Raw genomic sequence first — 24,280 nt, 5'->3', positions numbered from 1 at the left:
AAAGCATCGATTTGTGGAGTTGCCAGTCGGTTATGTCTATGCTAGAAACCGAGAAGTTTTTTGTTCTGGATTTTAAGAAACAGATTCTTAAAATTTGGGTGCTCATTCATTTAATCTGATAACTATCAGAGAATCGCTCAAGGGAAAGAGGCGGTATTTCGTGTCGAATTCATTTTCTCTTATACCGCTGCCATTGGTAGATCAACGCTATGCACAAGCACTTTTTGATCTCGCTCAAGAAGAAGGGTTGGTCGAAATACTTGAAAAGGCAGTCGAATCTTTTTTGATGGTCTTAGATCAAGATGAAGACTTAAAACACTTTGTGCAAAGCCCATTCTTTTCCGTAAAAGAGCAGGTTAAAGTTATGCATTCTGTTTGTGAAAATATTCCGTTTGCTGATGAAGGTGCTGGTCAGATTTTGAGTCGTTTTTTGCGTGTTATTACGCTAAACCATCGCCTTCGTGCTTTGTCTGGTATTTTACATGCTTTTCAGCGTCGTGTTGCTCTCTCTCGTAGGGAATTTTCAGCACAGATTATTGCTGCTCGCCCACTAAACTCTCAGCAAGAACAACAGTTGCAAAGCGTTTTGGAAAGTGTCGTTGGGGGAAAAGTTTTTCTAAACATCTGTGTCGATCCAGAAATTCTTGGTGGGTTGATCATTCGTCTGGGATCATCACAGATCGATACGTCCCTTATGGCGAAGTTGTCTTCGCTTAAGATTGCATTGAAAAAGAGGTCAGCTGATGGATATTAGACCATCTGAAATTTCAAAAATTCTAAAAGAACAAATCAAAAACTTTGACCAAAAGGCTGAAGTTTCAGAAATTGGTTGGGTTTTGTCTGTGGGTGATGGTATCGCTCGCGTTTATGGTTTGGATAATGTCCAAGCAGGGGAGATGGTCTCCTTTTCAAACGGTGTGCGTGGTATGGCACTCAATTTGGAAATCGATAATGTCGGGGTGGTCATTTTCGGATCAGATCGTGATATCCGTGAGGGCGATTGTGTTAAACGACTCGGTGCTATTGTCGAGGTGCCTGTCGGTCCAGCTTTGCTAGGGCGTGTTGTCGATGCACTGGGAAACCCTATAGATGGTAAGGGACCTCTTAAGGCAACAGAATATCGTCGTGTCGATGTGAAAGCTCCAGGCATTATTCCACGTCAGTCCGTGCATGAGCCAATGTCCACAGGATTGAAGGCTATCGATGCACTCATCCCCATTGGACGTGGACAACGTGAATTGGTGATCGGTGATCGCCAAACAGGAAAAACAGCAATTTTGCTCGATGCATTCTTAAACCAAAAACCCTTCCATGAAAAAGATGCGGGGAATGAGAAGGATAAAGTCTATTGTATTTATGTTGCTATCGGTCAAAAACGTTCAACCGTGGCGCAATTTGTTAAAGTTTTAGAAGAGCGTGGAGCACTTGAGTATTCCATTATCGTAGCAGCTACAGCTTCTGATCCCGCGCCCATGCAATTTATCGCACCTCTTGCTGGTTGTGCAATGGGAGAATATTTCCGTGATAATGGCCAACATGCTTTGATCGGTTATGATGATCTTTCAAAACAAGCCGTCGCTTATCGCCAAATGTCCCTTTTGCTTCGTCGTCCGCCTGGTCGTGAAGCCTATCCTGGTGATGTTTTCTATCTTCATTCACGCCTTTTAGAGCGCGCTGCAAAACTTAATGCTGAAAATGGTTCCGGGTCTTTGACCGCTTTGCCTGTCATTGAAACACAGGCCAATGACGTTTCTGCCTATATTCCCACAAACGTGATTTCCATCACCGATGGGCAAATTTTTCTAGAAACGAATTTATTTTATCAAGGAATTCGTCCTGCTGTTAATGTTGGTCTTTCTGTGTCGCGTGTTGGCTCTGCTGCACAAATTAAGGCGATGAAGCAGGTTGCTGGTTCCATTAAAGGAGAATTAGCACAATATCGTGAAATGGCTGCCTTCGCACAGTTTGGTTCCGATTTGGATGCCTCAACACAGCGTCTTTTAAATCGTGGTGCCCGTTTAACAGAGCTTTTAAAACAACCACAATTTTCTCCACTGAAAACAGAAGAACAGGTTGTTGTTATCTTTGCCGGTGTCAATGGTTATCTTGATGCTTTGGCTGTGGCTGATGTCGGTCGATTCGAACAGGGACTTTTGACACTTCTGCGCAGTGATCACTCAGATCTTTTGCAGGCAATTGCTGATCAAAAACAGCTAACCGATGACATCAAGGATAAGTTGATCGTTGTTCTTAATACTTACGCAAAGAATTTTTCGTAATGAGTTGATGGAATGCTTCAATGGCGTCGTTAAAGGATCTTAGAGACCGTATCGCCTCGGTTAAGGCAACACAAAAAATTACCAAAGCAATGCAAATGGTTGCCGCCGCAAGGTTGCACCGTGCGCAAGAGGCAGCTCATTCCGCACGTCCTTATGCCAAACGGATGGCCGCTATTTTGGCCAATCTTGCTAATGATGTGGATCCTATCGATGCTCCATCTCTCATGCGTGGAACTGGACGAGATGATGTTCATCTTCTGGTGGTTTGTACTGCTGAACGTGGACTGTGTGGTGCTTTTAATGTGCAGATTGCCCGTCGGGCACGTGAACATATTAAGACACTGCTTGCTGCCGGTAAAATCGTTAAAGTTTTAACCGTGGGTAAAAAGGGAGCAGATATTTTATCTCGTGATTACAAAGCTTTGATGATTGATCATATCGATTTGCAGTCTATCAAGCGGGTTGGTTTTGCAGAGGCAGCAATGATTAGCCAGAAAATCGTTGATTTATTCGATGATGATGCCTTTGATGTTTGTACGCTGTTCTATTCTGAATTCGTTTCAGTGATTAATCAGCGCCCTGTCGCTTTTGGTTTGGTTCCTATGGTGTCTTCAGGAGGTGCTGTTGAAACAGCAGAAGTTGAACAAAAAATAGACAACAGTGCAGATCTACAATCCATTGTTTATGATTATGAGCCTGATGCAGCTTCTCTTTTGGATGTGCTTGTGCCGCGCAATCTTTCCGTGCAAATCTTTCGAGCTTTGCTTGAAAATGTTGCCGGTGAAATGGGGGCAAAAATGACTGCTATGGACAATGCATCGCGCAATGCAGGTGAAATGATTAATAAATTGACGGTGGCTTATAATCGTCAGCGTCAGGCACAGATTACGACAGAATTGATCGAAATTATTGCGGGCGCTGAAGCGCTTTAAATTGAAAAGGTAAGGATTGATGGTAAAAGCAGTGACGTCAAGTAAGGAAACAGCAAAAGTTGAGAAAAAGAAATCTGCTCCTCGTTCAGGCGTGAAAAAAGCCGTCTCGAAATCTCAAGCTGGTGTAAAGGATTCCTCTAGTCCTGTGCATAAGTCTTCTAAAAAAGCTCCGCTTGCAGAAGCAGCAGTCGGTGTGATCAAACAAGTTATTGGTGCTGTTGTTGATGTGCAGTTTGAAGGCCCTTTGCCAAATATTCTCAATGCATTAGAAACAGATAATTTGGGCAATCGGCTAGTTTTAGAAGTTGCTCAGCATTTGGGTGAAAATACCGTGCGTACCATTGCCATGGATACTACCGATGGTCTTGTCCGTGGTCAAAAAGTTTTTGATACAGGAACACAGATCAGTGTTCCCGTGGGAGAAGCAACACTTGGTCGTATTATGAATGTGATTGGAGAGCCGGTTGATAATGTTGGCCCAATTGCTACAAGCAAAACCCGTTCCATTCACCAAGAGGCTCCTGAATATGTGGAGCAATCAACCGCATCAGAAATCCTTGTGACTGGTATTAAAGTCGTTGATCTGTTAGCTCCTTATTCTAAAGGGGGGAAGGTTGGTTTGTTTGGAGGTGCCGGTGTTGGTAAAACCGTTCTCATTATGGAGCTTATCAACAATATTGCAAAGGCGCATGGTGGCTATTCAGTGTTTGCCGGTGTTGGTGAACGTACACGTGAGGGAAATGATCTTTATTATGAAATGATCGAAAGCCGTGTGAATGTGAATCCAAAAGACAACAATGGTTCAACAGAAGGATCAAAATGTGCACTCGTTTATGGGCAAATGAATGAACCACCAGGGGCGCGTGCACGTGTGGCTCTTTCAGGATTGACCATTGCAGAAAGTTTCCGTGATGAGGGACAAGATGTTTTGTTCTTCGTAGATAATATTTTCCGTTTTACGCAAGCAGGCGCTGAAGTGTCAGCTCTTTTAGGGCGTATTCCTTCTGCTGTAGGGTATCAGCCAACTTTGGCAACTGATATGGGGGCTTTGCAAGAGCGTATTACCAGTACAAGAACAGGCTCTATTACCTCTGTTCAGGCTATTTATGTTCCTGCCGATGACTTGACAGATCCCGCTCCTGCAACATCTTTTGCCCATTTGGATGCGACCACAGTTCTTTCTCGTTCCATTGCTGAAAAGGGTATTTATCCAGCAGTCGATCCACTCGATTCTTTCTCACGTATGTTAGATCCATTGATCGTGGGGGAAGAGCATTATACTGTTGCTTGTCAAGTTCAGACCATTTTGCAACGTTATAGGTCATTGCAGGATATTATTGCTATTCTTGGAATGGATGAACTTTCTGAAGATGATAAGTTACTGGTAGGGCGTGCCCGTAAAATTGAACGTTTCCTTTCCCAACCTTTCCATGTTGCTGAAGCCTTTACCGGTTCACCTGGAAAATTGGTGCCTTTAGAAGAGACAATCAAAGGCTTTAAGGGTCTTTGCGCTGGTGAGTATGATAATTTGCCAGAAGCGGCTTTTTATATGGTCGGTTCGATTGATGAAGCAGTTGAAAAAGGAAAGCGTCTTATTGCAGAAGTTTCTTCATAAAAGAAAATCTGTAATGAATGTTTTTTGTAGAGAGGATAGTAAGTCCTCATAATTGAGCCTCGTGGAGATTTTTGTGGAAAACAATAGAGTAAACCATTTTTTGTTTGAACTTGTGTCTCCTGAAAAACCTGTGTTTTCAGAGCAAGTAGTGTCTGTTGTTCTTCCTTCAGCTTCAGGTGCTTTGACAGTGATGGCGAATCATGCGCCTTTGGTGGCGAGCATTGTGTTGGGCAGTATGTACGTTCTTACCTCTTCAGGGGAAAAGCTGTTTGCTGTTTGCGGGGGCGTTGCAAATATTACCTCTTCGGGGTGTTCTGTTTTGGTGGAGCGTGTTGTTGTTGTTCAACATCTTTCTTTTCATGATTTGGAACAGCGGATTTTGCGGGTGCGAGCAACGTTAGAAGGAGATTCAAATGATGGGATAAGTCATAAAATAGAAGATTTTTTTCATCAATTGAAGGTTGGTGATGCTGGACTAACGGAGGCATAATAGATTATATAGGAAAAGGTGACGTGAGCGGCAGAAGAAGTGCAGTTGTATCTGCTAAAAAAAGGGGGGGAAAGCCTTTTCCCCATCCAGGTGTTGTTTTTGCCGGGCCTTTGCCAAAATGTTTTGTCTATATTTTCGCATCTTTTATTTTGCAGTGGGCTTATGGCTTAGGGGCAAATATTGTTCAGTCTAATATTATCTATCTTACGGGCGATTTTCATGCAACTCTGACCGAAACAACATGGTTGGTGGCTGCTTATATGGCTCCAAATGTCAGTGTTGCGATCATGTTGATCAAGATCCGGTACCAGTTTGGGCTTCGGGCTTTTGCTGAATTATCAATTCTTAGCTTCGTTTTGGTCTGTATCTTGCAGCTCTTTGTGACGGATTTGCGTTCCGCACTGATCATTCGTTTTTTTGCTGGTGTTGCTGCCGCGCCATTGGCTTCACTTGCGCTGCTTTATATGATGGAGGCTTTTGCACCAGCAAAGAAGTTCACTGTTGCTCTTAGTTTGAATTATATGAATGCAGCTTTAGCAGCCCCCTTATCACGTTTGATTTCTCCTGATTTGCTGGAAAATGGTGGATTTTTGAGTCTTTCGGCACTGGAAATGGGATTGGTTCTCATCAGTTTGGGATGTATTTATACTCTTCCATTGACACCTGTTGTTCGTAGCAGGGTTATTCAGAAGTTAGATTGGGTGAGCTATAGTTTGATTGCATTTGGTCTTGGACTCAATGCAGTGATTATGTCTGTTGGAACTTTGTATTGGTGGTATGAAGCACCCTGGATTGGGTGGGGGCTTGCACTGGCTTTTTTGTCTTTAGTTGTTGCGACGATTATTGAACTTAATCGAGAAAAACCATTGATTGATTTACGCTGGATTTTCAGTAAAGAAATCGTACAATCTGTGCTCATTTTATTGGTTTTTCACGTTTTCTTATTAGAACGATCAACTTTAGCAGCAAGTTTTTTTAATCTTTTTGGTTTGTTAAATCGTGAAATGATGCCCATGTACCTTGCAGTTACATTTGGTACCCTTTTAGGGGGCGCGGTTTGTGTCTTTTTTTTACGGGTGGGGCGTGAGGATTATTTTTATCTTTTATCTTTGGGCTGTTTGGCGCTTGGGGCTTATTTAGATAGTCATGTGAACCATTTAACGCGTCCACAAGATATGATGTTGAGTCAAGGGTTGGTGAGTTTTAGTTATGCACTTTTTTTGCCTCCTGCTCTTTCTAGGGGGTTTGTGATAGCCGGTGAACGAGGACCGCGTTACGTTTTGAGTTTTATTACTGTTTTTCTGCTTACGCAAGTGACGGGCGGATTGATGGGATCGGCTTTTTTTGGCAGTCTGCAGCTTTTTTTCGCCTATAAGAACTTTGAGTCCCTAACACAGAATATTGTCGGAACAGATCGTCTTATTTCAGGTGAGGTGAATACCTTATTTTCGTCTTCTTTCTGGGGGACAGCTTCTTATGACTTGGGGCACGAGCAAGGCGTATCTAGGCTGATTGAGAAGTTTAAATTAACAGCAAATATTTTTGCTTACGATGATGTTTTTCGGCTGTATTTTTATATTTCAACGGTTGTATTTGCTATTTTTCTTGCCAAAATATTTTTAAAAGCATGCTTTTTGAATGCTTTTAAAAAGCAGAGCAATCTTATACAAGAGGAGTGCAAAAAATGATAAAAGCATTACGATCAAGAGCGACGATTATTGCATTCTTCTCAGGGATTACAGGTTGTTTACTGATTTTATGGGCTTGGAAGCTTCCTCCTTTTGTCAGTGCAATTCAAATAACCGATAATGCTTCCGTTAAAGGCAATATGACGCTGGTGAGTTCACAAATCTCTGGTGTAATTGCACGGATTTATGTGCAAGATTATCAAAGAGTTGAACAGGGAATGCTGCTCTTTGAACTCGATGATTCCCTCTTTCGTCAACAACTTGCACGGGCACAGGCTGTTTTGGATTCAAAAAATGCAAAACTTGCAAGTGTTGTTTTGCAGGCGCAGCTTTTGCAAGGAGAAATTAATACAGCAGAAGCCGAATTGACCCGTTCACGAGCATTCTCCAATGTTATTCCTGAAAACAAGAAGTTAGGTTTTGGGGATGGGGCAAGTTCTGTTTCTCGTCCTCTTTCGCAATTATTGGCAGCACTTGAAACAAAACGCCAGTTGCAAAAACAATTGGATCTTGAACGACAAAGTTTGCAGTCAGAGGTTGCTGGAGCAAAGGTTGGCGTTGAATTAGCGAAGCTGAATTTGAAGCACACGAAGATTTTATCTCCTAAAACCGGACATGTTGGATTGGTTGGTGCACGGGTAGGACAATATGTTTTGCCTGGTACGCAATTGGTGTCACTCATTTCTGATGATATTTGGATTATTGCCAATTATAAAGAAACGCAACTTTCTCAGATGCGTGTTGGGCAACCTGTTGTCTTTTCGGTTGATGCATTGAACAATCAGAAATTAACAGGACGTGTGGTTCGTTTCGCACCTGCAACAGGTTCGGAATTTTCATTGTTAAAAACAGATACTGCAATTGGTAATTTCATCAAGATTGCGCAACGTATTTCAGTGCGTATTTCTTTAGATCCTGGACAAGAAGGGGTGGAAAAGCTTATTCCTGGGATGTCTGTTGTTACCTATGTCGATACTTCACAACGCGGTTCTGGAGAATAAAATTTGCTTTTTTGTGTTTGATTTTTACCCCTTTTATTTATAAAAAATGGGCTTTTATTTTGGAGGATTTCTTTTGGTTTGTTCTAGTGCAGAGGGTTATTTTATCGAAATTGTGCAACGTATTTCTTTAAATCCTGGACAGGAAGGGACGTAGAAGCTTATTCTTGGTATGTCTGTTGTTCCCTATGTCGACACTTCACAATGTGGTTCTGGAGGCTAATGTTTTGGGCTTTTTGAGTTTGATTTTTATCCCTTTTGTTTATAGTAAATGGGCGTTTACTTTGGAAGATTTCGTTTGGTTTGTTCTAGTGCATATCTTAAAATACTTTTTTCTAAGTTGAAATGAGTATGATATTTCATGGAAATATAGAAAAATGCCCGTTTTAAAGCGGGCATTGAAAAATGTGCTGGTAGGAAAAGATTCAGTGGGGGTATAGTCTTAATTTTTACGTACCAGCAAGAAGCCAGCTAAAGCTAATCCTGCGGCTAACGCAAGGGTTGTTTTAGGGTTTTCTTTTACTTTTTTTTTCAATTCTGTAACATGCTCATTGAAATGATAAAGTGCGTGTTGACCCTTTTGTTTCCATGTGTCAAATATGTCAGAGATGTTCTCAAAGCTGTTACTATGAGAACTCAAACGACTCATGGGAACGAGTTCGTTTTTTAATTGTGCGATGCGTTTTTTAATTTTAGCATTTTTGGTGTGGGTCGAAAATAGGCACATGGGTTTCCTCCTTCATGTGTTATAGTGTTTCATACAGTTGGAATTGTGTTTGGGATTTTGCTATAACGGCTTAAAAATTGAAAGGTTGCATTGTGTGCGCTTACTTGCTTTTCAGTGAAGCGAAGAAACCAAGAGCTTTTGTGCAATGAGAGAATGTTCCTTTCATTCCTTTTTTCAAGTTGTACTCTTTTAATTGTGCTCTGGTAAGCGTTGCCGTAAATGATGATCGATAACGCAGGTTTTGAAAATTTGAGGGCTTGATGAACACAGTGTATTCTTTATCTAAACCTCTTGAACGTCGCCAATCTGTTGCTGTTACGGTTGGTGATGTGCTGGTTGGGGGGAGGAGTCCAATTGTTGTTCAATCAATGACTAATACGGATACTGCTGATGTTGATGCAACAGTTGCACAAGTTGCAGCTCTTTGGCAGGCCGGTTCGCAATTGGTTCGCATCACTGTTGATCGTTATGAAGCTGCTGCTGCTGTGCCCAAAATACGGGAGCGATTGGAACGTTTAGGATTCGTTATACCATTGGTGGGGGATTTTCATTATATTGGACACAAGCTTTTATCAGAACATCCTGCATGTGCTGAGGCTCTGGCAAAATATCGAATCAATCCTGGGAATGTTGGCTTTGGTGCAAAAAAGGATCGTCAGTTTGCCGAAATTATCGAGATTGCCTGTCGCTATCGTAAACCTATTCGCATTGGGGTGAATTGGGGGTCGCTTGATCATGTTTTGTTAACACGGCTTATGGATGAAAATGCTCAGCAGGAAAACCCTTTGTCTGGTGGTGAAATTATGCGGGAAGCTGTTGTTCAGTCGGCTCTTCATTCGGCTCTTTGGGCTGAAGAGATGGGGTTGAAACGTGATCAGATTATTCTTTCTGCGAAAGTGAGTGATGTACAAGATCTCATCGCTGTCTACAGTACTTTGGCGGAACGTTGTGATTATGCGCTCCATTTGGGATTAACAGAAGCAGGAATGGGAACAAAGGGCATTGTTGCTTCTTCCGTGGCTTTGGGAATTTTGTTACAGAAAGGAATTGGTGATACGATTCGTATTTCTTTAACACCTGAACCTGGTGGAGATCGGACACGGGAAGTAAAGGTTGCTCAGGAGCTTTTGCAGGTGATGGGGTTTCGGCAATTTTTTCCCGTTGTTACGGCTTGCCCTGGATGTGGTCGTACAACCTCGACAGTGTTTCAGCAATTGGCACAAAAAATTGAAACAGATTTACACAAAAATATGTCTGTATGGCGTGAAAAATATCCTGGTGTTGAAAGTTTAAAGGTTGCGGTGATGGGGTGTATTGTCAATGGACCGGGAGAATCAAAACATGCTGATATTGGCATTTCATTGCCTGGAACAGGAGAAAGTCCAGCAGCACCTGTTTTTATTGAGGGGCAAAAGGTGAAGACTTTGCGGGGAACCCATATCGCTGAAGAATTTGAACTTCTCTTAAGTGATTATATTCATACACGTTTTGGGCAAGGTTGAAAAAGATTCTTGCAGCTCACTGTCTTTAAAGCATTTCTCTTTGATAACACTGTTTCTAAATAGATTCATCTGCAAATTAAATGTAAGATTATCTCCAGCACTTTTTTACGGATTTCATTGTAAAGCTGGATAATGCCATTAGAATTTTCCTAATTAGGGGAGCAAATTTCGTTGTTTTCAAAACCTCATTATTTAAGTTTTGTGATCAAAGTTTTATAGCTTGTGGATCATGGGGCCTCTATACTTGTTTTCTCAAAGGCCTTAATATCTCAAAAACGCCTTATATCGCTATAACAGTCTTCCATGCAAATCCATAAGTACAAAAAATCATAAGGTCACAAACTGTGCAGATTGTCTAAGGTACTTATCTTTAAAAACTCACTTCAAAATAAATATTGCAGATTTAAAACGCTATAAAAAAGCATGGCTTGAGAAATTTTGTAATTGAGTAAACTACCAAAATTATTAATTGGTATAATTTGAGACAAGTTTTGGCTTGAATTTGGCAGAGATTATTCTTCTAAATATTATTTTAAATGAGGAGGTTAAAATAAAAGTAGAGTCAAATAGAAAGTGGTACTGGGAATGAAGATCAAAGTTTATTCCTCTAAATCTGCTAAAGTAAAATCTTTGATGTGTGATTTTATGGCGTCATAATTTAAAATATTTGGAAGGGGTCGTGTGGCCCCTTTTTATCGTTTGGGGGGAAATATATATTTACAAAATGAAGATACGTCGCTGTTGATTAGCGATATGAGAAAATGCGGAGTCTAATTTGAGTATCTTTGGTTTAGAAGAAAGGCTCCGTATATCAGTCGTGAAGATATGATAAGAACGGCGATGGTTTCTTTATTTTGCACTTATAAGAAACGCATTGTTATTTCTGGTTCTGCTGGATGTGGAAAAACTTCTTTTGTGCGTGAGCTTGCTTGTCGGCTTAATTAGTCTAAGTCTATGCTGAGGGGGTATTTCATAAACATTCCCCTCGCACATCCTTTATGCAGATTAGAGGTTAATTTAGGAAGCGTGATATCTGATACAGGATTGCGGGGGGAGAGTTTGAGCGAAAAATAAGAACCTTAATAGAGACTGTTTCTCCCTATGAAAATGTCGCCCTGTTTATTGATGAAGGGCATTCAATTGCTCATACCAAAAGTGATGGGGGGGATTGGTGCTATGGATTTATTCAAATCTTTCATGTTGGAACAGAATTTAAAGCTCATTATAGCAACCACTTCTACTGAATTAGCACATATTCAAGGAGATGCAGGCCTTTTTTCGTAGATTTCATCATATAAGCTTGGGCGAGCTCTCAACAGATGAAAAAATGAGTTCTATATAAGGCTACATATAAAATATCTTGAAGAGTATCATGGACGTAAATTTTGTTGTGATAATTTAAATTTTGATAATACAAAAAGTCTGCATGATTTATTGAATCATGTTGATTTTCAACTTTCCAGGGGGAGATTTGAAAATGAATTCGCTTTATAACAACAAGTATGTTTACTCATATACTATGTCAGTAAGACAAGAAGGGGATGAGGTTTTGCTTGGTGCGGATATACATAACGTTGTAGCCCTTGATATGAGCGATACATCGCCAAATGTTATAAAAGCTTTGGCGTGTTTTGACGCAGAAGAATACTATAGGTGATATAATATTAAAATGTAACCTAGATACTACAAAAAGCGAAGATTTTTTATATTTAACAAAATATATGCTTGATAATAGAATAATAAAACCTCCCTTTTCGAAGGAAGATTCTATTAGAAAAGCTGGGCTTAATGAAAGCGGATATAACAGATTTGATAGGAAAATTAATTTATTTAAGCTGTATCAGGTAATTTTAACAATGCCCTTTTAGCTAACTCTAAATTGAAAGATGCTAAAATAACTATAGTTGGTTTGGGTGGATGCGGAAGCTATGTTTTTTATACATTATCTGCAATGGGTATCGGGCATATTAAAAGCTATGATTTTGATATTGTAGAAGAATCAAATTTGTCTAAGCAAATACTCTACAAAGTGACTTAGGTAAAAAAGTTGATGTTATTAGAGATAAAGCTCCCTATATTAGTCCTTTGCTCACTATGAGTTCTATGATGAAAAAATAGGTAATATAGAAAAAGCATGCTGTCTCTTCGAAAGAACTGATCTTGTTATATCTGCTGTAGATAATCCAAGATCAGATTTTTTTCATTTGATGAGTGAAGCTGCTGTCAATGTGAGGGTGCCGCTCTTATATGTCGGTTCGGCTACGGTAAATGCTCTTGTTCGGCCACTTATTATTCCAGGTAAAACCAGATGTTATGCATGTGTGAATCAGAATCATATGAAGGGTGTTAGTGAGTTTGAGTTTGTTAAGAATATTAAGCAAAACTCTATGAATACTTTGATAGATCCTTATAATGCGGTTGCTGGTTCTTTGGCTGCTCTTGAGGCCGTAAAATATTTAACGGATTTTGACAAATGTCAAATTATAGAAAAAACATTATTTATTGATTTTTCCAGATATAAAATTGATAGGACTGAAGATCCGTATAGCGGCTACTGCTATATTTGTAAAAAAGTGTAAATTTTTGCATTTATATATTTTATAAAGTGATGTACTGATTACTTTAAGGACGTTGATGTACTCATTGCTTTATTCGTGTTGTTGGTGAATGAATGACGAGTATATTAACGTTTGGTTTTTTGTTTAACGGTATAAGGATTCTAACTGAGGCCTTTCTTGTATTTTATATGCTTGAAAAAGGCTTAACGCTTATTGATATTGGTATCATTAAGTCATTTCAAGCTTTTGTTATGATGGTGACAAATATTCCGCTGGGATATTTTGCAGATAGAAAAAGTTATAAATATCTATCATTTTAGCAGCGGCTTTTGCAGTCACATGGCTCTTTTTCATTAGTATTTCTACAAGCTTTTATGGTTTTCTTTTGGCAGAACTTTTTAATGCATTATCGCTTACATTGATTGCTGGTGCCTATAATGCTTTACTTGTTCAATATGCAAAAACAAAAATTACATCTCCTAAAAAAGTGCTTGGTTCCAGTTCTCAATATAATTACATCGGCATGTTTGTATTTAGTTTGATAGGTGCATATTTTGCTGATTATTCTAGCCAATATATATGGTATATATCTGCATTTTTAATGTTGATGACAACAATATTTAGCTTGTTTTTTTGGATGATCTAAAAGGAGAGAAAGAAGAAAAAAGTGCCTTCTTTTATTTCTGACGCAAGAGAAATGTTCTCTATTTTTGTTAAGATTCTTTATATATCTCTGTTTTTAACTTTCAGTTATTTTTTTCAATATATTTTCACAGTATTGGCAGTGGATATTTAAAGATTATAATCTCAATGTAACGTATTTTCAGCTTGGTGTTATCTTTTCTCTTATATTGTTCTCTCAACTACTGGCTAGTTTTCTATTTACAAAATTGACTGAGAGAATGAATTTTGTTTTACTGCTGTTTCTTTCAGCTTCTATGATTTTGACAGTTGCTTTCTTTCAACCAAGAAAAGAAATTGCTGTTATTTTAGTCTGTATGATTTTTTACTTAATTAAGTATACTTATCTTTGTGTAGAAGTTGTTCTGCACGAGTGTATTAGCGATAATCTCAGAGAAACATACGAATCTTTTTTGTCAACTGTTGGAAGGCTCAGCCTCTTGGTATTTTTTTATATCAGTGCGTATATGGTCAATATGTTTGGCTTTTTGTCATTAGTTTATATTTTGGGTATATATTTATTGATTTATTTATCCGCAGTGTTTTTTTTAGAAGGAACTCTAAAAAAACTGGGTGAAAATATTCACTTATCATTATCATCAGCGTTTCATGGGGTTGTATATTGTGGCTGCTATTTGATATATTATTGAATATGAATAAGAGTTGCAAGTATCGTAGGCTTCTCTCATTTCAAATCTATATATGTTAAAATAATTAAAATCATTTAAGAAAGAAGTAAAAGTGTTTCTCATATACGCTCTCTATAGCCAAGAGTTAGTGCAGCATTGAGAGCTGATAAATAGTATAGTAAGTGTCAGCTTATACTTTTATTCAGTAAAAATGGTCGTGCAAAATAGAGAAGAAAAAGTTTAATTTTTGCGTGTTGCAGTAAAACGAGCGGCTTGCTGAAGCGGTTTTGTTTTGATGCCAAAAGATGTTAAAAGTGCTTCTGCTTGAGCGATGAGTTCGTCTCGCTTTTTTTTTGTTTCTTCAATACCTTGAAGACAAACAAAAGCGGCTTTGTGCGCTGTTTCATTTTTACCGGCCGGTTTGCCTAAAACTTTGTGCTGGCGGTGACATCAAGAAGATCATCTGTTAATTGAAAGGCTAAGTCAAGATATGGTCCAAAAGCAGCAGGTTTTTCAGGCAATTCTTAGGATGCATTGCCGATGATCGCTCCTGCTTGACAAGCAAAGCTTATAAAAGCGCTGTTTTCATGTGTTGAAGAGTTGCGATACGAGAGGCTCCTGCGGTTCTTTCGTTTTGTATGCGATACAGGTTGCAATAGAGTTCAATAAAGGTTGCAACAGAAAAAGCTTTTTGCGTGCCTTTCTCCTTATGTTTTTCTATGGTGGGGTTTTAATTTTTGCGTGTTGCAGTAAAACGAGCGGCTTGTTGGAGTGGTGTTGCTTTGATGCCAAAAGATGTTAAAAGTGCTTCTGCTTGAGCGATGAGTTCGTCTCACTTTTTTTGTGTTTCTTCAATACCATAAAGACGAATAAAAGTGGCTTTGTGCGCTGTTTCATCTTTTCCAGCGGTTTTGCCTAAAACTTTAGTGCTGGCAGTGACATCAAGAAGATCATCTGTTAATTGAAAGGCTAAGCCAAGATATGGTCCAAAAGCAGCAAGTTTTTCAGGCAATTCTTAGGATGCATTGCCGATGATCGCTCCTGCTTGACAAGCAAAGCTTATAAAAGCGCTGTTTTCATGTGTTGAAGAGTTGCGATACGAGAGGCTCCTGCGGTTCTTTCGTTTTGTATGCGATACAGGTTGCAATAGAGTTCAATAAAGGTTGCAACAGAAAAAGCTTTTTGCGTGCCTTTCTCCTTATGTTTTTCTATGGTGGGGTTTTAATTTTTGCGTGTTGCACTAAAACGAGCGGCTTGTTGGAGTGGTGTTGCTTTGGCGCCAAAAGGGAGAAGAAGCGCTTCTGCTTGAGCGATGAGTTCGTCTCGTTTTTTTTGTGTTTCTTCAATACCATAAAGACGAATAAAAGTGGCTTTGTGCGCTGTTTCATCTTTTCCAGCGGTTTTGCCTAAAACTTTAGTGCTGGCAGTGACATCAAGAAGATCATCTGTTAATTGAAAGGCTAAGCCAAGATATGTTCCAAAAGCAGCAAGTTTTTCGGTCAATTCTTGGGAAGCATTGCCGATGATCGCTCCTGCTTGGCAAGCAAAGCTTATAAGAGTCGCTGTTTTCATGTGTTGGAGAGTCGTGATATCTTTGCTTTCTTGTGGTTTTTTTTCTGCTTCAAGGTCAAGCATTTGTCCGCCTATCATGCCACCAAGTCCTGACGCTTGTGCAAGAGCGGTGATCAGCCTGATTCTGGTTTCAAAAGAGAGTTCACTAGTTTTGTGGGCAATGATTTCAAAAGCGAAAGTCAAAAGGGCGTTGCCGGCTAGAATTGCTGTGGCTTCATCAAATGCTATGTGAACGGTGGGTTGTCCGCGTCGGAGTGTATCGTTATCCATGGCGGGAAGATCATCATGAATCAGAGAATAACAATGGATACATTCTAAAGCACTTGCAACGTTGAGAGAGTATTCGATAGGGATGTCAAAAAGTGCACAACTTTGAATAACAAGAAAAGGACGTAGCCGTTTTCCACCATTGAGCACACCGTAACGCATGGCTTTGAGTAAAATTTCAGGACGAGCAATTTCACCATTTTGGACTTGATCACTTAACAGTGTGGCAAGTCGTTTTTCAACACTGTGGGCGTGTTTTGCAAGAAGGGTTATAAATTCATGCATTCTTATTTCCTTTATTTTGCAAAATGAAGTTTTAAAATTGAGTGCATAACATAAAGTGTAACTCTTTCTTATTTTATCAATTTGCGTAAGCTTTAACCCTGTCTCTTAAGTTTGCTGTTTGCCTGTACTGTATATGCGCGTTGGTGTTAAAGCCAAACAAAAAAATAAAAGAATGTCTAGTCAAAAGACTTTAATCAGTGTATAACCACATCAAGTTTTATAATGTTTTCCATAAGAGCATTGTCGAATTTATGATGTTTTTTATAAAAAACGATCATACTTGGCATTGCTTTTTCTGTTTTAATGGATTTGGAGTGTCTCTTTATGGCTGTACCTAAACGAAAAACCTCTCCATCGAAGCGGGGTATGCGCCGTTCGGCTGATGCCCTTAAAGCGCCGACTTATATCGAGGATAAAAATTCTGGTGAACTGCGTCGTCCTCATCACATCGATTTGAAAACCGGAATGTATCGCGGACGTTCAGTGTTGCCTGCTAAAGATTGAGATTTTTATCTCTCTACCAGAGATGGATTCATTTGATTCAGAGACAAATGAATCTATGCGGTGAATGGGATGTGCGCAGAGGTTTTGTTTTTCTCTTCTCTTTCTCAGAGAGGAGATGAAGCTCTTAGTTTTTCTTCTGTATTTTTGTTATCTTAACAGGTGACGTTTGCCTGTGCGCTTTGTTTTCAGTGTGCTTATGTGAAGCGACTGTAAAGGTTGTCTTTTTTTATCGGCTCTCAATGAAAGAGCACGGTAAAGAAATGTTTTCCTTCATAGTGTTCTTAAAAGTCTCTTGGAAAGACAGGCATAAGGGCAGAAGTAGAAGATCAATGTCATCTATGACAGGATGTGAAGAGATAAGGCTCCACACCTCATTTCACTTATATTGTGTTCAACACCAATATTATTTGCATGGGGAATTTATAGGAAGAATGGATGAATCTCTGACCAAATATCCTTCTAATTATTGAAGGGCCTTGATAAAAAAACGAAACCAGCATTTCGCTGGTTTTATTTTATGATCAAAAGATTTTGCACTTTATTATGCGGCATAGACAGCTTCGCTGTTTGCATTTACCTCATCTCTCTTAGTTTTAAATTGACGCTTTGGCTTTTGGGAGAGATGCATTTCTATGAGATTGATAGCCTCTGTTTCAGAAAGACTATTAATAACGGCAATCTCACGGGCCATCCTTTCAAGTGCAGCGATATAGAGTTGACGCTCGGAATAAGATTGTTCAGGCTGTAGATCTGAACGAAAAAGATCGCGTACGACTTCAGCGATACAAATAAGATCTCCTGAATTAATTTTCGCATCATATTCTTGAGCGCGGCGTGACCACATGGTTCGTTTAACTCGCGCTTTTCCATGTAAGATTTTCAATGCACGTTCAACGGAATCGACAGCAGATAATTTGCGCATTCCAACAGAAATGGCTTTTGCAATTGGCACTTTAACATCCATTTTATCTTTCGCAAAATGAATGACGAAAAGCTTTAATTTATGTCCTGCAACTTCTTGATCTTCAATTGCTATAATTTGCCCTACTCCATGGGTAGGGTAGACAATATATTCAGAAGTTGAAAATCCTTTAGCATTGGAGGACGTTCCATGTTGGGATGCCATATTTTAGTTTACTCCCTTTAGTGACCAGCAAATGTAACGGAAAACAGGCTAAAAGCCTGAACGTTGAATGTTCTTTAACCAAGTATATTATACGAATTTAATGTGCATAAAAGTTGAGTACTTTTAAAACAAACAAAAAATACCTTCCTTTACAAGGAGAAAGCAAGAAAAATACCTAGAAAGATGATCATGTTAAAATAACATTAACATCAAATGTCAAAAGAATCAATCATTTCACTGAGGAATTTTTATTTTTACAAAGAAATGATTTCAATTTTTAAAAGCTTATGATGTATGTCCTATGCTTATTATTCTCCGCTTCCTGGATTTTCTGAAAAATACTTTTCTAATTTATCCGGAATGCCATCCATTTCTTTTGCTTGAGGAAGAGGATCTTTTCTGGTGGTTAAATTAGGCCATTTGTTTGCATATTGAAGATTGAGCTCTAGCCATTTTTCTAGCCCCGGCTCTGTATCCGGTTTAATGGCTTCTGCAGGGCATTCTGGTTCACACACACCACAATCGATACATTCATCGGGATGAATGACAAGCATGTTTTCACCTTCATAAAAACAATCAACAGGGCAAACTTCAACGCAATCAGTATATTTGCAATGAATGCAGTTATCAGTTACTACATAGGCCAAAATCAAACTCCATTTTTATTTTAGTGACTTTTGGAGGAAAGTGTATGTGCGTCTTTATCTTTTTCTCTTATGAGTTGATCGCGCAACGCAGCTAATTTTGCAAAAGGTGAATCAGGATTAGGGCGCTTTTCTCTCTGAGATGATTGATGATTGCTGCGTTTGCTGTGCTGTTTGTTCGACTTGTGAGAGTGTCTGGTGTGTGATGTGGCTTCTCGAGAGTTGTTTTCCTGTGCATTTACTTCTTTTTTAAAGGGTTTGCTTTTTTTATTTTGTCCCCTGTGTCCAGATCTCTCATTGTTTTTGTGGGGATGGTGGTGGTTATAACGCCATAGTAAAACAACTTTTTCTTCTTCTAAAACGCGTTTTTGCTTAGTAGCAAAATTGCCAACAGGTTCAGCTGCGGGGAAACAGTCTCCTGTATCGGATTGTGTAATACAGGTGGGCAAAGCTTCTTTTTCTTCCTGTTTTGGCGATATATCCATGATTTGCCATTGCTCGCCAACGCACTCTGCCGCAGGAACATCCTGTACTGTTGTGCATGTATGAGCAGAGGTTTTGTTTTGAAGATAATTTTGTTCAAAAAAAGCACTGCTTATGGCATGCGATTGATAACCAAGACCTTTTAGAATTTCTTCCATATCGGTTCCATTGGCTCCAAGAATAGACATCATTGTTGGAGTGACAAAAAAACTCTTGCCGTCATAAGCTCCATCGGGTTTAGGTTCATTCCCTTGTTTCCAATAAAGTGCAGGGCGGATGAGGTTCGCAAGACGCTCTAAAATATCAATCCGTACAGCACGCTGGCCTAAAATGCGATAACCGGCTAATTGATAAAATTGCCGGTTGTAACGAGGATCAACAACTAAAGAGGTTCGTCCCGCAGACAACGCTGCAAAAATTTCATCCAAACCAGTTTGATCACACCCCTCATTTTGAAGATTCCACAGCAGTGTAATGGCTTGGACCGGGGCTGGTTTAAACATCCCTGCAACATAAATATGAAACGCGCCAAAACGCACCCCTAACCGTCGGAGAATTGCCCGTGATTCTTGATCAAGATTTTTGACAACTGTAGCTATTTCTCGACGAGGAATCACTCCTAAAGAGTTGACAAGTTGTGAAGCAAGATTACTTGTTGAGTCCGTCAATCCCTCAGCACCACGTAGATCAAACAGTGGCTTTAATGCTGTTTCAAAATGAAAGGTGACAAAACGCTCTAGTCGTTTCACGACGTTATCTCGCGCTTCTCCCGTTAATTGCGTATCTGCTAAAATAATCGGTTTGGGTTTTAAAAAATCGTCTGTGGCAGCAAGTTGACCAACCGGTTGGCCAATCCAGCGCACAATGCCATTAGAACTAAGGGTGAAATCTCCATTACCTGAAGCACAAAAACGTGCTGCACGTTTTGAAAAAGCAAGAGTTAAATTTTCATTCTCTGCTACAATTTGTGTGGTAGTTGCTTGATTGTCGGTAGTGTTCTTGTTAGCATAAAAACGAAAACCTTCAAATTTGCCACGTCCATGTTTTTCAATAAGAATATCATCCTGAAGAATGTCATTCTCTTGAACAATCTCACTATTCATGATCATTTTCTTTCTTAGTGCTAGGCTGGTAAAAAACTTATTTCCGACAATTCTATAATTGTGTTGCTCCTTTAACATGTTTGTTACATTTGCTTCAATCATTCTTGTCGTTTTTTGATGCTTCTTTTTACTATTTTAGCTTTAGATGTTTTCTTTTTCATTCATTTTTTATTCAGTTTTGATGTTGTATACACTTTCATTACATGTATTAGTTGTATTGTAAGGCTGCAAGCGTAAAATAATTTTTTACTCAAAAGGCAAGTCAGTCGAAAATCCAACAAAACATTCACTCTTTTGTTGGAATATTTTATTTTTCTGCTGCTGTTCTATTACGAACATGTGAGAAAAAAGCTTTCTTGCGCATTTCTTCGGGTAAAAGACGTATTTATATCGCTGTTTGGGACTGAAACTGTGTCTAATGACGAGAAGTTTTACGATAACAATAAAAAAACAATTGCGATTATAAAAATACACGCTAAAGTAGTTAGCATAAAAATAAACAACTTTTACGTTCTTTTTTAGAAAGAATGATGATGTCGTTGCCAAATCAACTTTGATAATTTTTAATCGCAAGGGGTTATTATGGGTAATCTTTCAAATGCTGTTTACAAAAATAGTAAAAATTATAGCGATGCAGACAAAAGTTTGGGACGCAATATGATGCGTTCTGCTATGCAGGCGCCTTATCTTGAACGGCAAAAAGAGCATGATTTGGCTCTGCGATGGAAAGACAAACGCGATGATGAAGCTATGCATCAAATTGCAGCTGCTCATATGCGTTTGGTGATTGCGATTGCTAACCGTTTTAAACGTTTCAAAATGCCATTGGGGGATTTGGTACAAGAAGGCTATGTGGGGTTGTTGGAAGCTGCTGCACGTTTTGAACCTGATCGCGAGGTACGTTTTTCAACTTATGCAACATGGTGGATTCGCGCTTCTATCCAAGATTATATTTTACGCAATTGGTCAATCGTTCGAGGAGGAACCAGTTCTTCACAAAAGGCACTTTTCTTTAATCTGCGTCGTTTGCGGGCAAAATTGGTGCAAGATGATAGCGCTCTTTCAAAACAAGATATCTTCCGTAGCATTGCTGAAAAGCTTGGCGTTTCCGTGCGTGATGTTGAAACAATGGATTTCCGTTTTTCAAGTTCTGATAATTCCTTGAGCGTTTCTGTTTCTGAAAATAGTGATAATCCTGTTGCCAAAATGGATGCTCTTGTGGATGATAGTCCTCTACCTGATGCTTTAATTGAACAAGTGATTGATGGTCAAAGGCGCACACAATGGCTTTATGATGCGTTACAAATTCTCAATGAACGGGAATTGGAAATTATTCGTTTCCGACGCTTAAATGAAGAAGGTGCTACTTTAGAAGTTTTAGGTGAAAAGTTAGGAATCTCAAAAGAGCGGGTGCGCCAAATTGAAGCGCGGGCTTTACAAAAGCTGCGTTCTGCCTTGCTTACTGTTAATCCAGCAGATGCTTATGATGTGTAAGCCATGAAGTTTTTTCAGGCAGTGGTTCGTGAGTGGTATGGGATAGGGTACAAGAAACTGGATCTCGAAAGCTCGCGCATCTGTGTGAAAAAACCTCACCCTACAAGGGAGAAGGAAGAGGGTAAAAGCGAATCAAAAGTGCAGAAAATGATGAAGTCAGTTAATTGACCAGGTGTTTATTGATATGCAAGCCGTAAAGATTTTTCAGGCAATGAACCGGAAGCATCGCTCTGCAATTGCGGGTTAGGGTACAGTTTTCGAAGTGCAACGGAGGCTGTTTCGCATATGCTTCAATGTGCAGAAAATAATGAAAGAGGCTGTCTTTTTGTTTTTTACTGTGTGATAATTTTAACGGCTGCTCCTGTCTGTAAAGCTTGGCTTGGTGAGAGCGAATTAAGAATACGAAAGAGTTTTTCGTTGTGCGGTATATTTTGCATTTTTTTCGCAAGGCTTGCAACGCTTTCTCCTTTCTGAACACGCACAATACGAATTCTCAAAGGTTTCAGCTTTTTTAGTTGTGACGAGGAAAGAAAACGAAAACTCTGTACCGTTTTTTCGGCAATCTCTGCAAAATTTTGAGAATCATGCGGAGCAGCAGTTAGAAAACGTAAGACGTGATTGTTGAACAAAATGACAACCACATCAAATTGCCATTGTGCATTGCGTGCACGGGCATGGGCTCCAGGTAAACCTTGGATTATAAATGGGTGGACAGAGGATTTATCTAGTCCTGCAAGCCAGCCACTTTGCAAATATTCACTCGCAGATATTTCAGCAGGATGCGGTATGGCATCAAAACGAATGGCAATTTTATCTGGGCCGCTAGCCCAAACAGTGTGCGCTGAATTTTCTATAATGAAATTCTGTGGAACGGAAAAAGTTATGCCCAATTGCGGGTGAATAAATTGGTTGTTTTGAACAAAACCTGTATGAGGGCTGCCCCCAAAAATCATGCCATCAATACTCTTGAGAAAAGCATCACGATCCGTGTTGCCAGTGTTTGCTGAACTGATTTTATGTGCTTTTTCTATCGCAAGACGAATCCGTTGCGGGGTGGTTGGATGTGTTATGAGAAAACCTAAGGGAGCATTTTGACTTCCTGGGATACTACGAAAAAGGCTATAGGCTGCCATTGACTGGAGAAAGCGCGGCAAAGAAAACGGATCGTATCCTGCTTGTTTGAGCATTTCCAGTGCAATCGAATCGGCTTGTAGTTCCTGATTACGTGAAAATTGTGCGAGTTTTCGCTTGTTTTCGATGCTTTTGTGAATTTTCTCTCCACTGAGAGAGAGAAGATTTGATGATATACGCTCTGTTGTCTTCAATTCTGCTTTTTTTTGTAAGCGTAAAATGCCATGATTGGCAGTAATATGGGCTATTTCATGGGCTAGAATTGCCGCAACTTCTGAAGAATCATTGGCTAGTGTTAGCATACCGCGGGTGATGTAGATAGAACCATTGGGCAAAGCAAATGCATTGACACTCTGCGTATTTAAAATTGTAAGTGAATAGCTTTTGTAAGAATTTTGTAATCCAACGGTGAGTTTACGTACAATATTCTCTAATAGGCGTTCAAGTTTTGGATTATAATAGGCACCTCCATAGATTTGTAAAATACGTGGGTGTTGTTTTGCACTTAATGTGACATAGATATTGTTCTTACTGGCTTGTTCTCTTCTTGCAGAAGAATCCCAAGAAGAAAGCGTCTCGTTGGGAGAGGAAGTCGTATGACAAGCAGAAAGGAGAAGCATTAAACTTATCAGAAGTACTTTATACATGCTGGTGCGAAAAAACGATATCTGTTGAAAAATCTGGGTTCGTTGAAAATTTGGTGCCGACGAGTGTGCCACCGTTTTTTTTTATGATATTTTGACAAATTCCATTCGTATCGTTGTGGTCTGTTTTTAAAATGAAGAAACCCTCTGGGAAAAAGTTTTTAGAAAGGATGCTTTCAACTCTATCACAGTTATTTTTATATAAAGATGATATAAAAAGAAAGCATTATGAAGGGCATAGTCTGTCATGACAACATTTACAATATTGTTAAATGGAGATCTTTTTATCACCGATCGTTTGCGTAATCAAATTCGCAACAGTCGTGTGATTGCCGCTGATGGTGGAATGCGTCATGCAGAAGCTCTCAATGTGGTACCTGAGTTGTGGTTGGGCGATTTCGATTCTTCTCAGCAAGCTTTAAAAAGCAAATATGCAGATATTCCCCGTGAGATTTTTCCCCCTGATAAAGATATGACCGATAGTGCACTGGCATGTGAAAGAGCTCTCCAAAAGGGGGCTGAAAAGCTTATTTTGTGTGGTGCTTTTGGAGGTGAAAGAAGCGATCATAGCCTTTCTCATATGACACAAGCACTGGTCATGGAAGAAAAAGGCATTTCAGTGTTATTGACCAGTGGCCGTGAAGAAGGCTGGCCACTTTTGCCAAAGCCTTTTTCATGCGATTTACCTGATGATTCTTTATTTAGTATCATTGGTTTTTCTGATTTAAAAGAATTAACCATATCAGGTGCAAAATGGCCTCTTTATAATAAAAATGTGTTGTTTGGGTCTTCTTTGACACTTTCTAACCGCATTTGTGGAACCTTCTCTTGTCATTTATGTTCTGGAAAAGCTATAGTGTTGGCATCTGTACCTATTTCATGAGTCTCTTCGAGTATATTTGAATAATGCAGAAGGGGGATAAGTAAT

Annotated in this window: 21 protein-coding genes and 2 pseudogenes; 15 read left to right on the top strand and 8 right to left on the bottom strand. The window is 39.4% G+C overall.

Annotation, left to right across the window (positions count from 1 at the left end; all coding sequences use genetic code 11):
* Nucleotides 1–160 precede the first annotated feature (160 nt).
* From atpH to AYT27_RS07975, 7 genes are all read left to right on the top strand, one after another.
* Nucleotides 161–754, top strand: a complete 594-nt coding sequence (gene atpH, locus AYT27_RS08005; protein ID WP_011181301.1) for an ATP synthase F1 subunit delta — start codon at nucleotides 161–163, stop codon at nucleotides 752–754.
* Nucleotides 744–2,279 carry a F0F1 ATP synthase subunit alpha gene (gene atpA / locus AYT27_RS08000; RefSeq protein ID WP_011181300.1) on the top strand — a complete coding sequence of 512 codons (1,536 nt, stop codon included), beginning with the start codon at nucleotides 744–746 and terminating at the stop codon, nucleotides 2,277–2,279. The genes atpH and atpA overlap by 11 nt, the downstream gene beginning before the upstream one ends.
* A 20-nt stretch (nucleotides 2,280–2,299) precedes the next feature.
* A complete protein-coding gene (locus AYT27_RS07995; protein ID WP_011181299.1) occupies nucleotides 2,300–3,211 on the top strand; it encodes a F0F1 ATP synthase subunit gamma in 912 nt (303 codons plus the stop codon).
* A gap of 19 nt (nucleotides 3,212–3,230) precedes the next feature.
* A complete protein-coding gene (gene atpD, locus AYT27_RS07990; protein ID WP_011181298.1) occupies nucleotides 3,231–4,826 on the top strand; it encodes a F0F1 ATP synthase subunit beta in 1,596 nt (531 codons plus the stop codon).
* Nucleotides 4,827–4,899: 73 nt separating this feature from the next.
* Entirely contained in the window at nucleotides 4,900–5,316 is a 417-nt protein-coding gene (atpC, locus tag AYT27_RS07985) for an ATP synthase F1 subunit epsilon (protein WP_011181297.1), read from the top strand.
* A gap of 23 nt (nucleotides 5,317–5,339) precedes the next feature.
* Entirely contained in the window at nucleotides 5,340–7,004 is a 1,665-nt protein-coding gene (locus tag AYT27_RS07980; RefSeq protein WP_011181296.1) for an MFS transporter, read from the top strand.
* Nucleotides 7,001–8,005 (top strand): HlyD family secretion protein, encoded by a 1,005-nt coding sequence (locus tag AYT27_RS07975; protein ID WP_011181295.1) that lies wholly within the window; start codon nucleotides 7,001–7,003, stop codon nucleotides 8,003–8,005. Before AYT27_RS07980 ends, AYT27_RS07975 begins: the two co-directional genes overlap by 4 nt.
* A gap of 439 nt (nucleotides 8,006–8,444) precedes the next feature.
* Here AYT27_RS07975 and AYT27_RS07970 read toward each other — a convergent pair whose 3' ends face one another.
* Nucleotides 8,445–8,729 (bottom strand): hypothetical protein, encoded by a 285-nt coding sequence (locus AYT27_RS07970; RefSeq protein WP_011181294.1) that lies wholly within the window; start codon nucleotides 8,727–8,729, stop codon nucleotides 8,445–8,447.
* 260 nt (nucleotides 8,730–8,989) lie between these two features.
* On the opposite strand from AYT27_RS07970, the gene ispG reads away from it, so the two are divergent.
* The 5 genes from ispG (at nucleotide 8,990) to AYT27_RS09715 (ending at nucleotide 13,435) form a co-directional block, all read left to right on the top strand.
* The gene (gene ispG / locus AYT27_RS07965; RefSeq protein ID WP_011181293.1) at nucleotides 8,990–10,231 is read left to right on the top strand and encodes a flavodoxin-dependent (E)-4-hydroxy-3-methylbut-2-enyl-diphosphate synthase; all 1,242 of its coding nucleotides are present in this window, start codon (nucleotides 8,990–8,992) and stop codon (nucleotides 10,229–10,231) included.
* 1,101 nt (nucleotides 10,232–11,332) lie between these two features.
* Complete coding sequence (locus AYT27_RS09525) at nucleotides 11,333–11,515, top strand: hypothetical protein (protein WP_223396407.1); 183 nt, start codon at nucleotides 11,333–11,335, stop codon at nucleotides 11,513–11,515.
* Between the two features lie 595 nt (nucleotides 11,516–12,110).
* On the top strand, nucleotides 12,111–12,269 hold the full coding sequence (locus tag AYT27_RS09605; RefSeq protein WP_308743587.1) for a ThiF family adenylyltransferase: 159 nt from the start codon (nucleotides 12,111–12,113) through the stop codon (nucleotides 12,267–12,269).
* Between the two features lie 76 nt (nucleotides 12,270–12,345).
* Nucleotides 12,346–12,810, top strand: coding sequence for a ThiF family adenylyltransferase (locus tag AYT27_RS09520; RefSeq protein ID WP_308743600.1), 465 nt, complete (start codon nucleotides 12,346–12,348; stop codon nucleotides 12,808–12,810).
* A 364-nt stretch (nucleotides 12,811–13,174) separates the two neighbouring features.
* On the top strand, nucleotides 13,175–13,435 hold the full coding sequence (locus tag AYT27_RS09715) for a hypothetical protein (protein WP_223396404.1): 261 nt from the start codon (nucleotides 13,175–13,177) through the stop codon (nucleotides 13,433–13,435).
* A 904-nt stretch (nucleotides 13,436–14,339) separates the two neighbouring features.
* Here the strand turns inward: AYT27_RS09715 and AYT27_RS09510 are convergent.
* From AYT27_RS09510 to AYT27_RS07935, 3 genes and pseudogenes are all read right to left on the bottom strand, one after another.
* Nucleotides 14,340–14,706: pseudogene (locus AYT27_RS09510) on the bottom strand (polyprenyl synthetase family protein); the annotation flags it as partial.
* A gap of 123 nt (nucleotides 14,707–14,829) precedes the next feature.
* Nucleotides 14,830–15,197: pseudogene (locus AYT27_RS07940) on the bottom strand (polyprenyl synthetase family protein); the annotation flags it as partial.
* Nucleotides 15,198–15,320: 123 nt separating this feature from the next.
* Complete coding sequence (locus AYT27_RS07935) at nucleotides 15,321–16,223, bottom strand: polyprenyl synthetase family protein (RefSeq protein ID WP_011181292.1); 903 nt, start codon at nucleotides 16,221–16,223, stop codon at nucleotides 15,321–15,323.
* A 324-nt stretch (nucleotides 16,224–16,547) separates the two neighbouring features.
* Between AYT27_RS07935 and rpmF the strand changes: the two genes are divergently transcribed.
* Nucleotides 16,548–16,727 (top strand): 50S ribosomal protein L32, encoded by a 180-nt coding sequence (gene rpmF, locus AYT27_RS07930; protein ID WP_011181291.1) that lies wholly within the window; start codon nucleotides 16,548–16,550, stop codon nucleotides 16,725–16,727.
* A gap of 541 nt (nucleotides 16,728–17,268) precedes the next feature.
* On the opposite strand, the gene AYT27_RS07925 is transcribed toward rpmF, so the two are convergent.
* The 3 genes from AYT27_RS07925 to AYT27_RS07915 form a co-directional block, all read right to left on the bottom strand.
* Nucleotides 17,269–17,853 (bottom strand): CarD family transcriptional regulator, encoded by a 585-nt coding sequence (locus tag AYT27_RS07925; RefSeq protein ID WP_011181290.1) that lies wholly within the window; start codon nucleotides 17,851–17,853, stop codon nucleotides 17,269–17,271.
* 308 nt (nucleotides 17,854–18,161) lie between these two features.
* A complete protein-coding gene (gene fdxA, locus AYT27_RS07920; RefSeq protein WP_011181289.1) occupies nucleotides 18,162–18,500 on the bottom strand; it encodes a ferredoxin FdxA in 339 nt (112 codons plus the stop codon).
* Between the two features lie 20 nt (nucleotides 18,501–18,520).
* Complete coding sequence (locus AYT27_RS07915; RefSeq protein WP_041583417.1) at nucleotides 18,521–20,083, bottom strand: hypothetical protein; 1,563 nt, start codon at nucleotides 20,081–20,083, stop codon at nucleotides 18,521–18,523.
* A gap of 582 nt (nucleotides 20,084–20,665) precedes the next feature.
* Here AYT27_RS07915 and AYT27_RS07910 point away from each other — a divergent pair.
* Nucleotides 20,666–21,577, top strand: coding sequence for an RNA polymerase factor sigma-32 (locus tag AYT27_RS07910; RefSeq protein ID WP_011181287.1), 912 nt, complete (start codon nucleotides 20,666–20,668; stop codon nucleotides 21,575–21,577).
* A gap of 332 nt (nucleotides 21,578–21,909) precedes the next feature.
* Here the strand turns inward: AYT27_RS07910 and AYT27_RS07905 are convergent, their stop codons facing one another.
* A complete protein-coding gene (locus AYT27_RS07905; RefSeq protein WP_011181286.1) occupies nucleotides 21,910–23,355 on the bottom strand; it encodes a M48 family metalloprotease in 1,446 nt (481 codons plus the stop codon).
* Nucleotides 23,356–23,599: 244 nt separating this feature from the next.
* Here AYT27_RS07905 and AYT27_RS07900 point away from each other — a divergent pair, with 244 nt between their 5' ends.
* Nucleotides 23,600–24,235 (top strand): thiamine diphosphokinase, encoded by a 636-nt coding sequence (locus AYT27_RS07900; protein WP_011181285.1) that lies wholly within the window; start codon nucleotides 23,600–23,602, stop codon nucleotides 24,233–24,235.
* Nucleotides 24,236–24,280 lie beyond the last annotated feature (45 nt).

The organism is Bartonella henselae str. Houston-1, from assembly GCF_000046705.1.
Taxonomy (GTDB): domain Bacteria; phylum Pseudomonadota; class Alphaproteobacteria; order Rhizobiales; family Rhizobiaceae; genus Bartonella; species Bartonella henselae.
This window is presented reverse-complemented; position numbering and strand designations above follow the sequence as displayed.

Excerpts from the sequence above, each read along its gene's own strand:
- atpA (WP_011181300.1), top strand. The coding sequence starts at position 744 with ATGGATATTAGACCATCTGAAATTTCAAAAATTCTAAAAGAACAAATC.
- AYT27_RS07995 (WP_011181299.1), top strand. The coding sequence starts at position 2,300 with ATGGCGTCGTTAAAGGATCTTAGAGACCGTATCGCCTCGGTTAAGGCA.
- atpD (WP_011181298.1), top strand. The coding sequence starts at position 3,231 with ATGGTAAAAGCAGTGACGTCAAGTAAGGAAACAGCAAAAGTTGAGAAA.
- AYT27_RS07975 (WP_011181295.1), top strand. The coding sequence starts at position 7,001 with ATGATAAAAGCATTACGATCAAGAGCGACGATTATTGCATTCTTCTCA.
- AYT27_RS07970 (WP_011181294.1), bottom strand. The coding sequence starts at position 8,729 with ATGTGCCTATTTTCGACCCACACCAAAAATGCTAAAATTAAAAAACGC.
- ispG (WP_011181293.1), top strand. The coding sequence starts at position 8,990 with ATGAACACAGTGTATTCTTTATCTAAACCTCTTGAACGTCGCCAATCT.
- AYT27_RS09525 (WP_223396407.1), top strand. The coding sequence starts at position 11,333 with ATGAAAATGTCGCCCTGTTTATTGATGAAGGGCATTCAATTGCTCATA.
- AYT27_RS07935 (WP_011181292.1), bottom strand. The coding sequence starts at position 16,223 with ATGCATGAATTTATAACCCTTCTTGCAAAACACGCCCACAGTGTTGAA.
- rpmF (WP_011181291.1), top strand. The coding sequence starts at position 16,548 with ATGGCTGTACCTAAACGAAAAACCTCTCCATCGAAGCGGGGTATGCGC.
- AYT27_RS07925 (WP_011181290.1), bottom strand. The coding sequence starts at position 17,853 with ATGGCATCCCAACATGGAACGTCCTCCAATGCTAAAGGATTTTCAACT.
- AYT27_RS07915 (WP_041583417.1), bottom strand. The coding sequence starts at position 20,083 with ATGAATAGTGAGATTGTTCAAGAGAATGACATTCTTCAGGATGATATT.
- AYT27_RS07910 (WP_011181287.1), top strand. The coding sequence starts at position 20,666 with ATGGGTAATCTTTCAAATGCTGTTTACAAAAATAGTAAAAATTATAGC.
- AYT27_RS07905 (WP_011181286.1), bottom strand. The coding sequence starts at position 23,355 with ATGTATAAAGTACTTCTGATAAGTTTAATGCTTCTCCTTTCTGCTTGT.
- AYT27_RS07900 (WP_011181285.1), top strand. The coding sequence starts at position 23,600 with ATGACAACATTTACAATATTGTTAAATGGAGATCTTTTTATCACCGAT.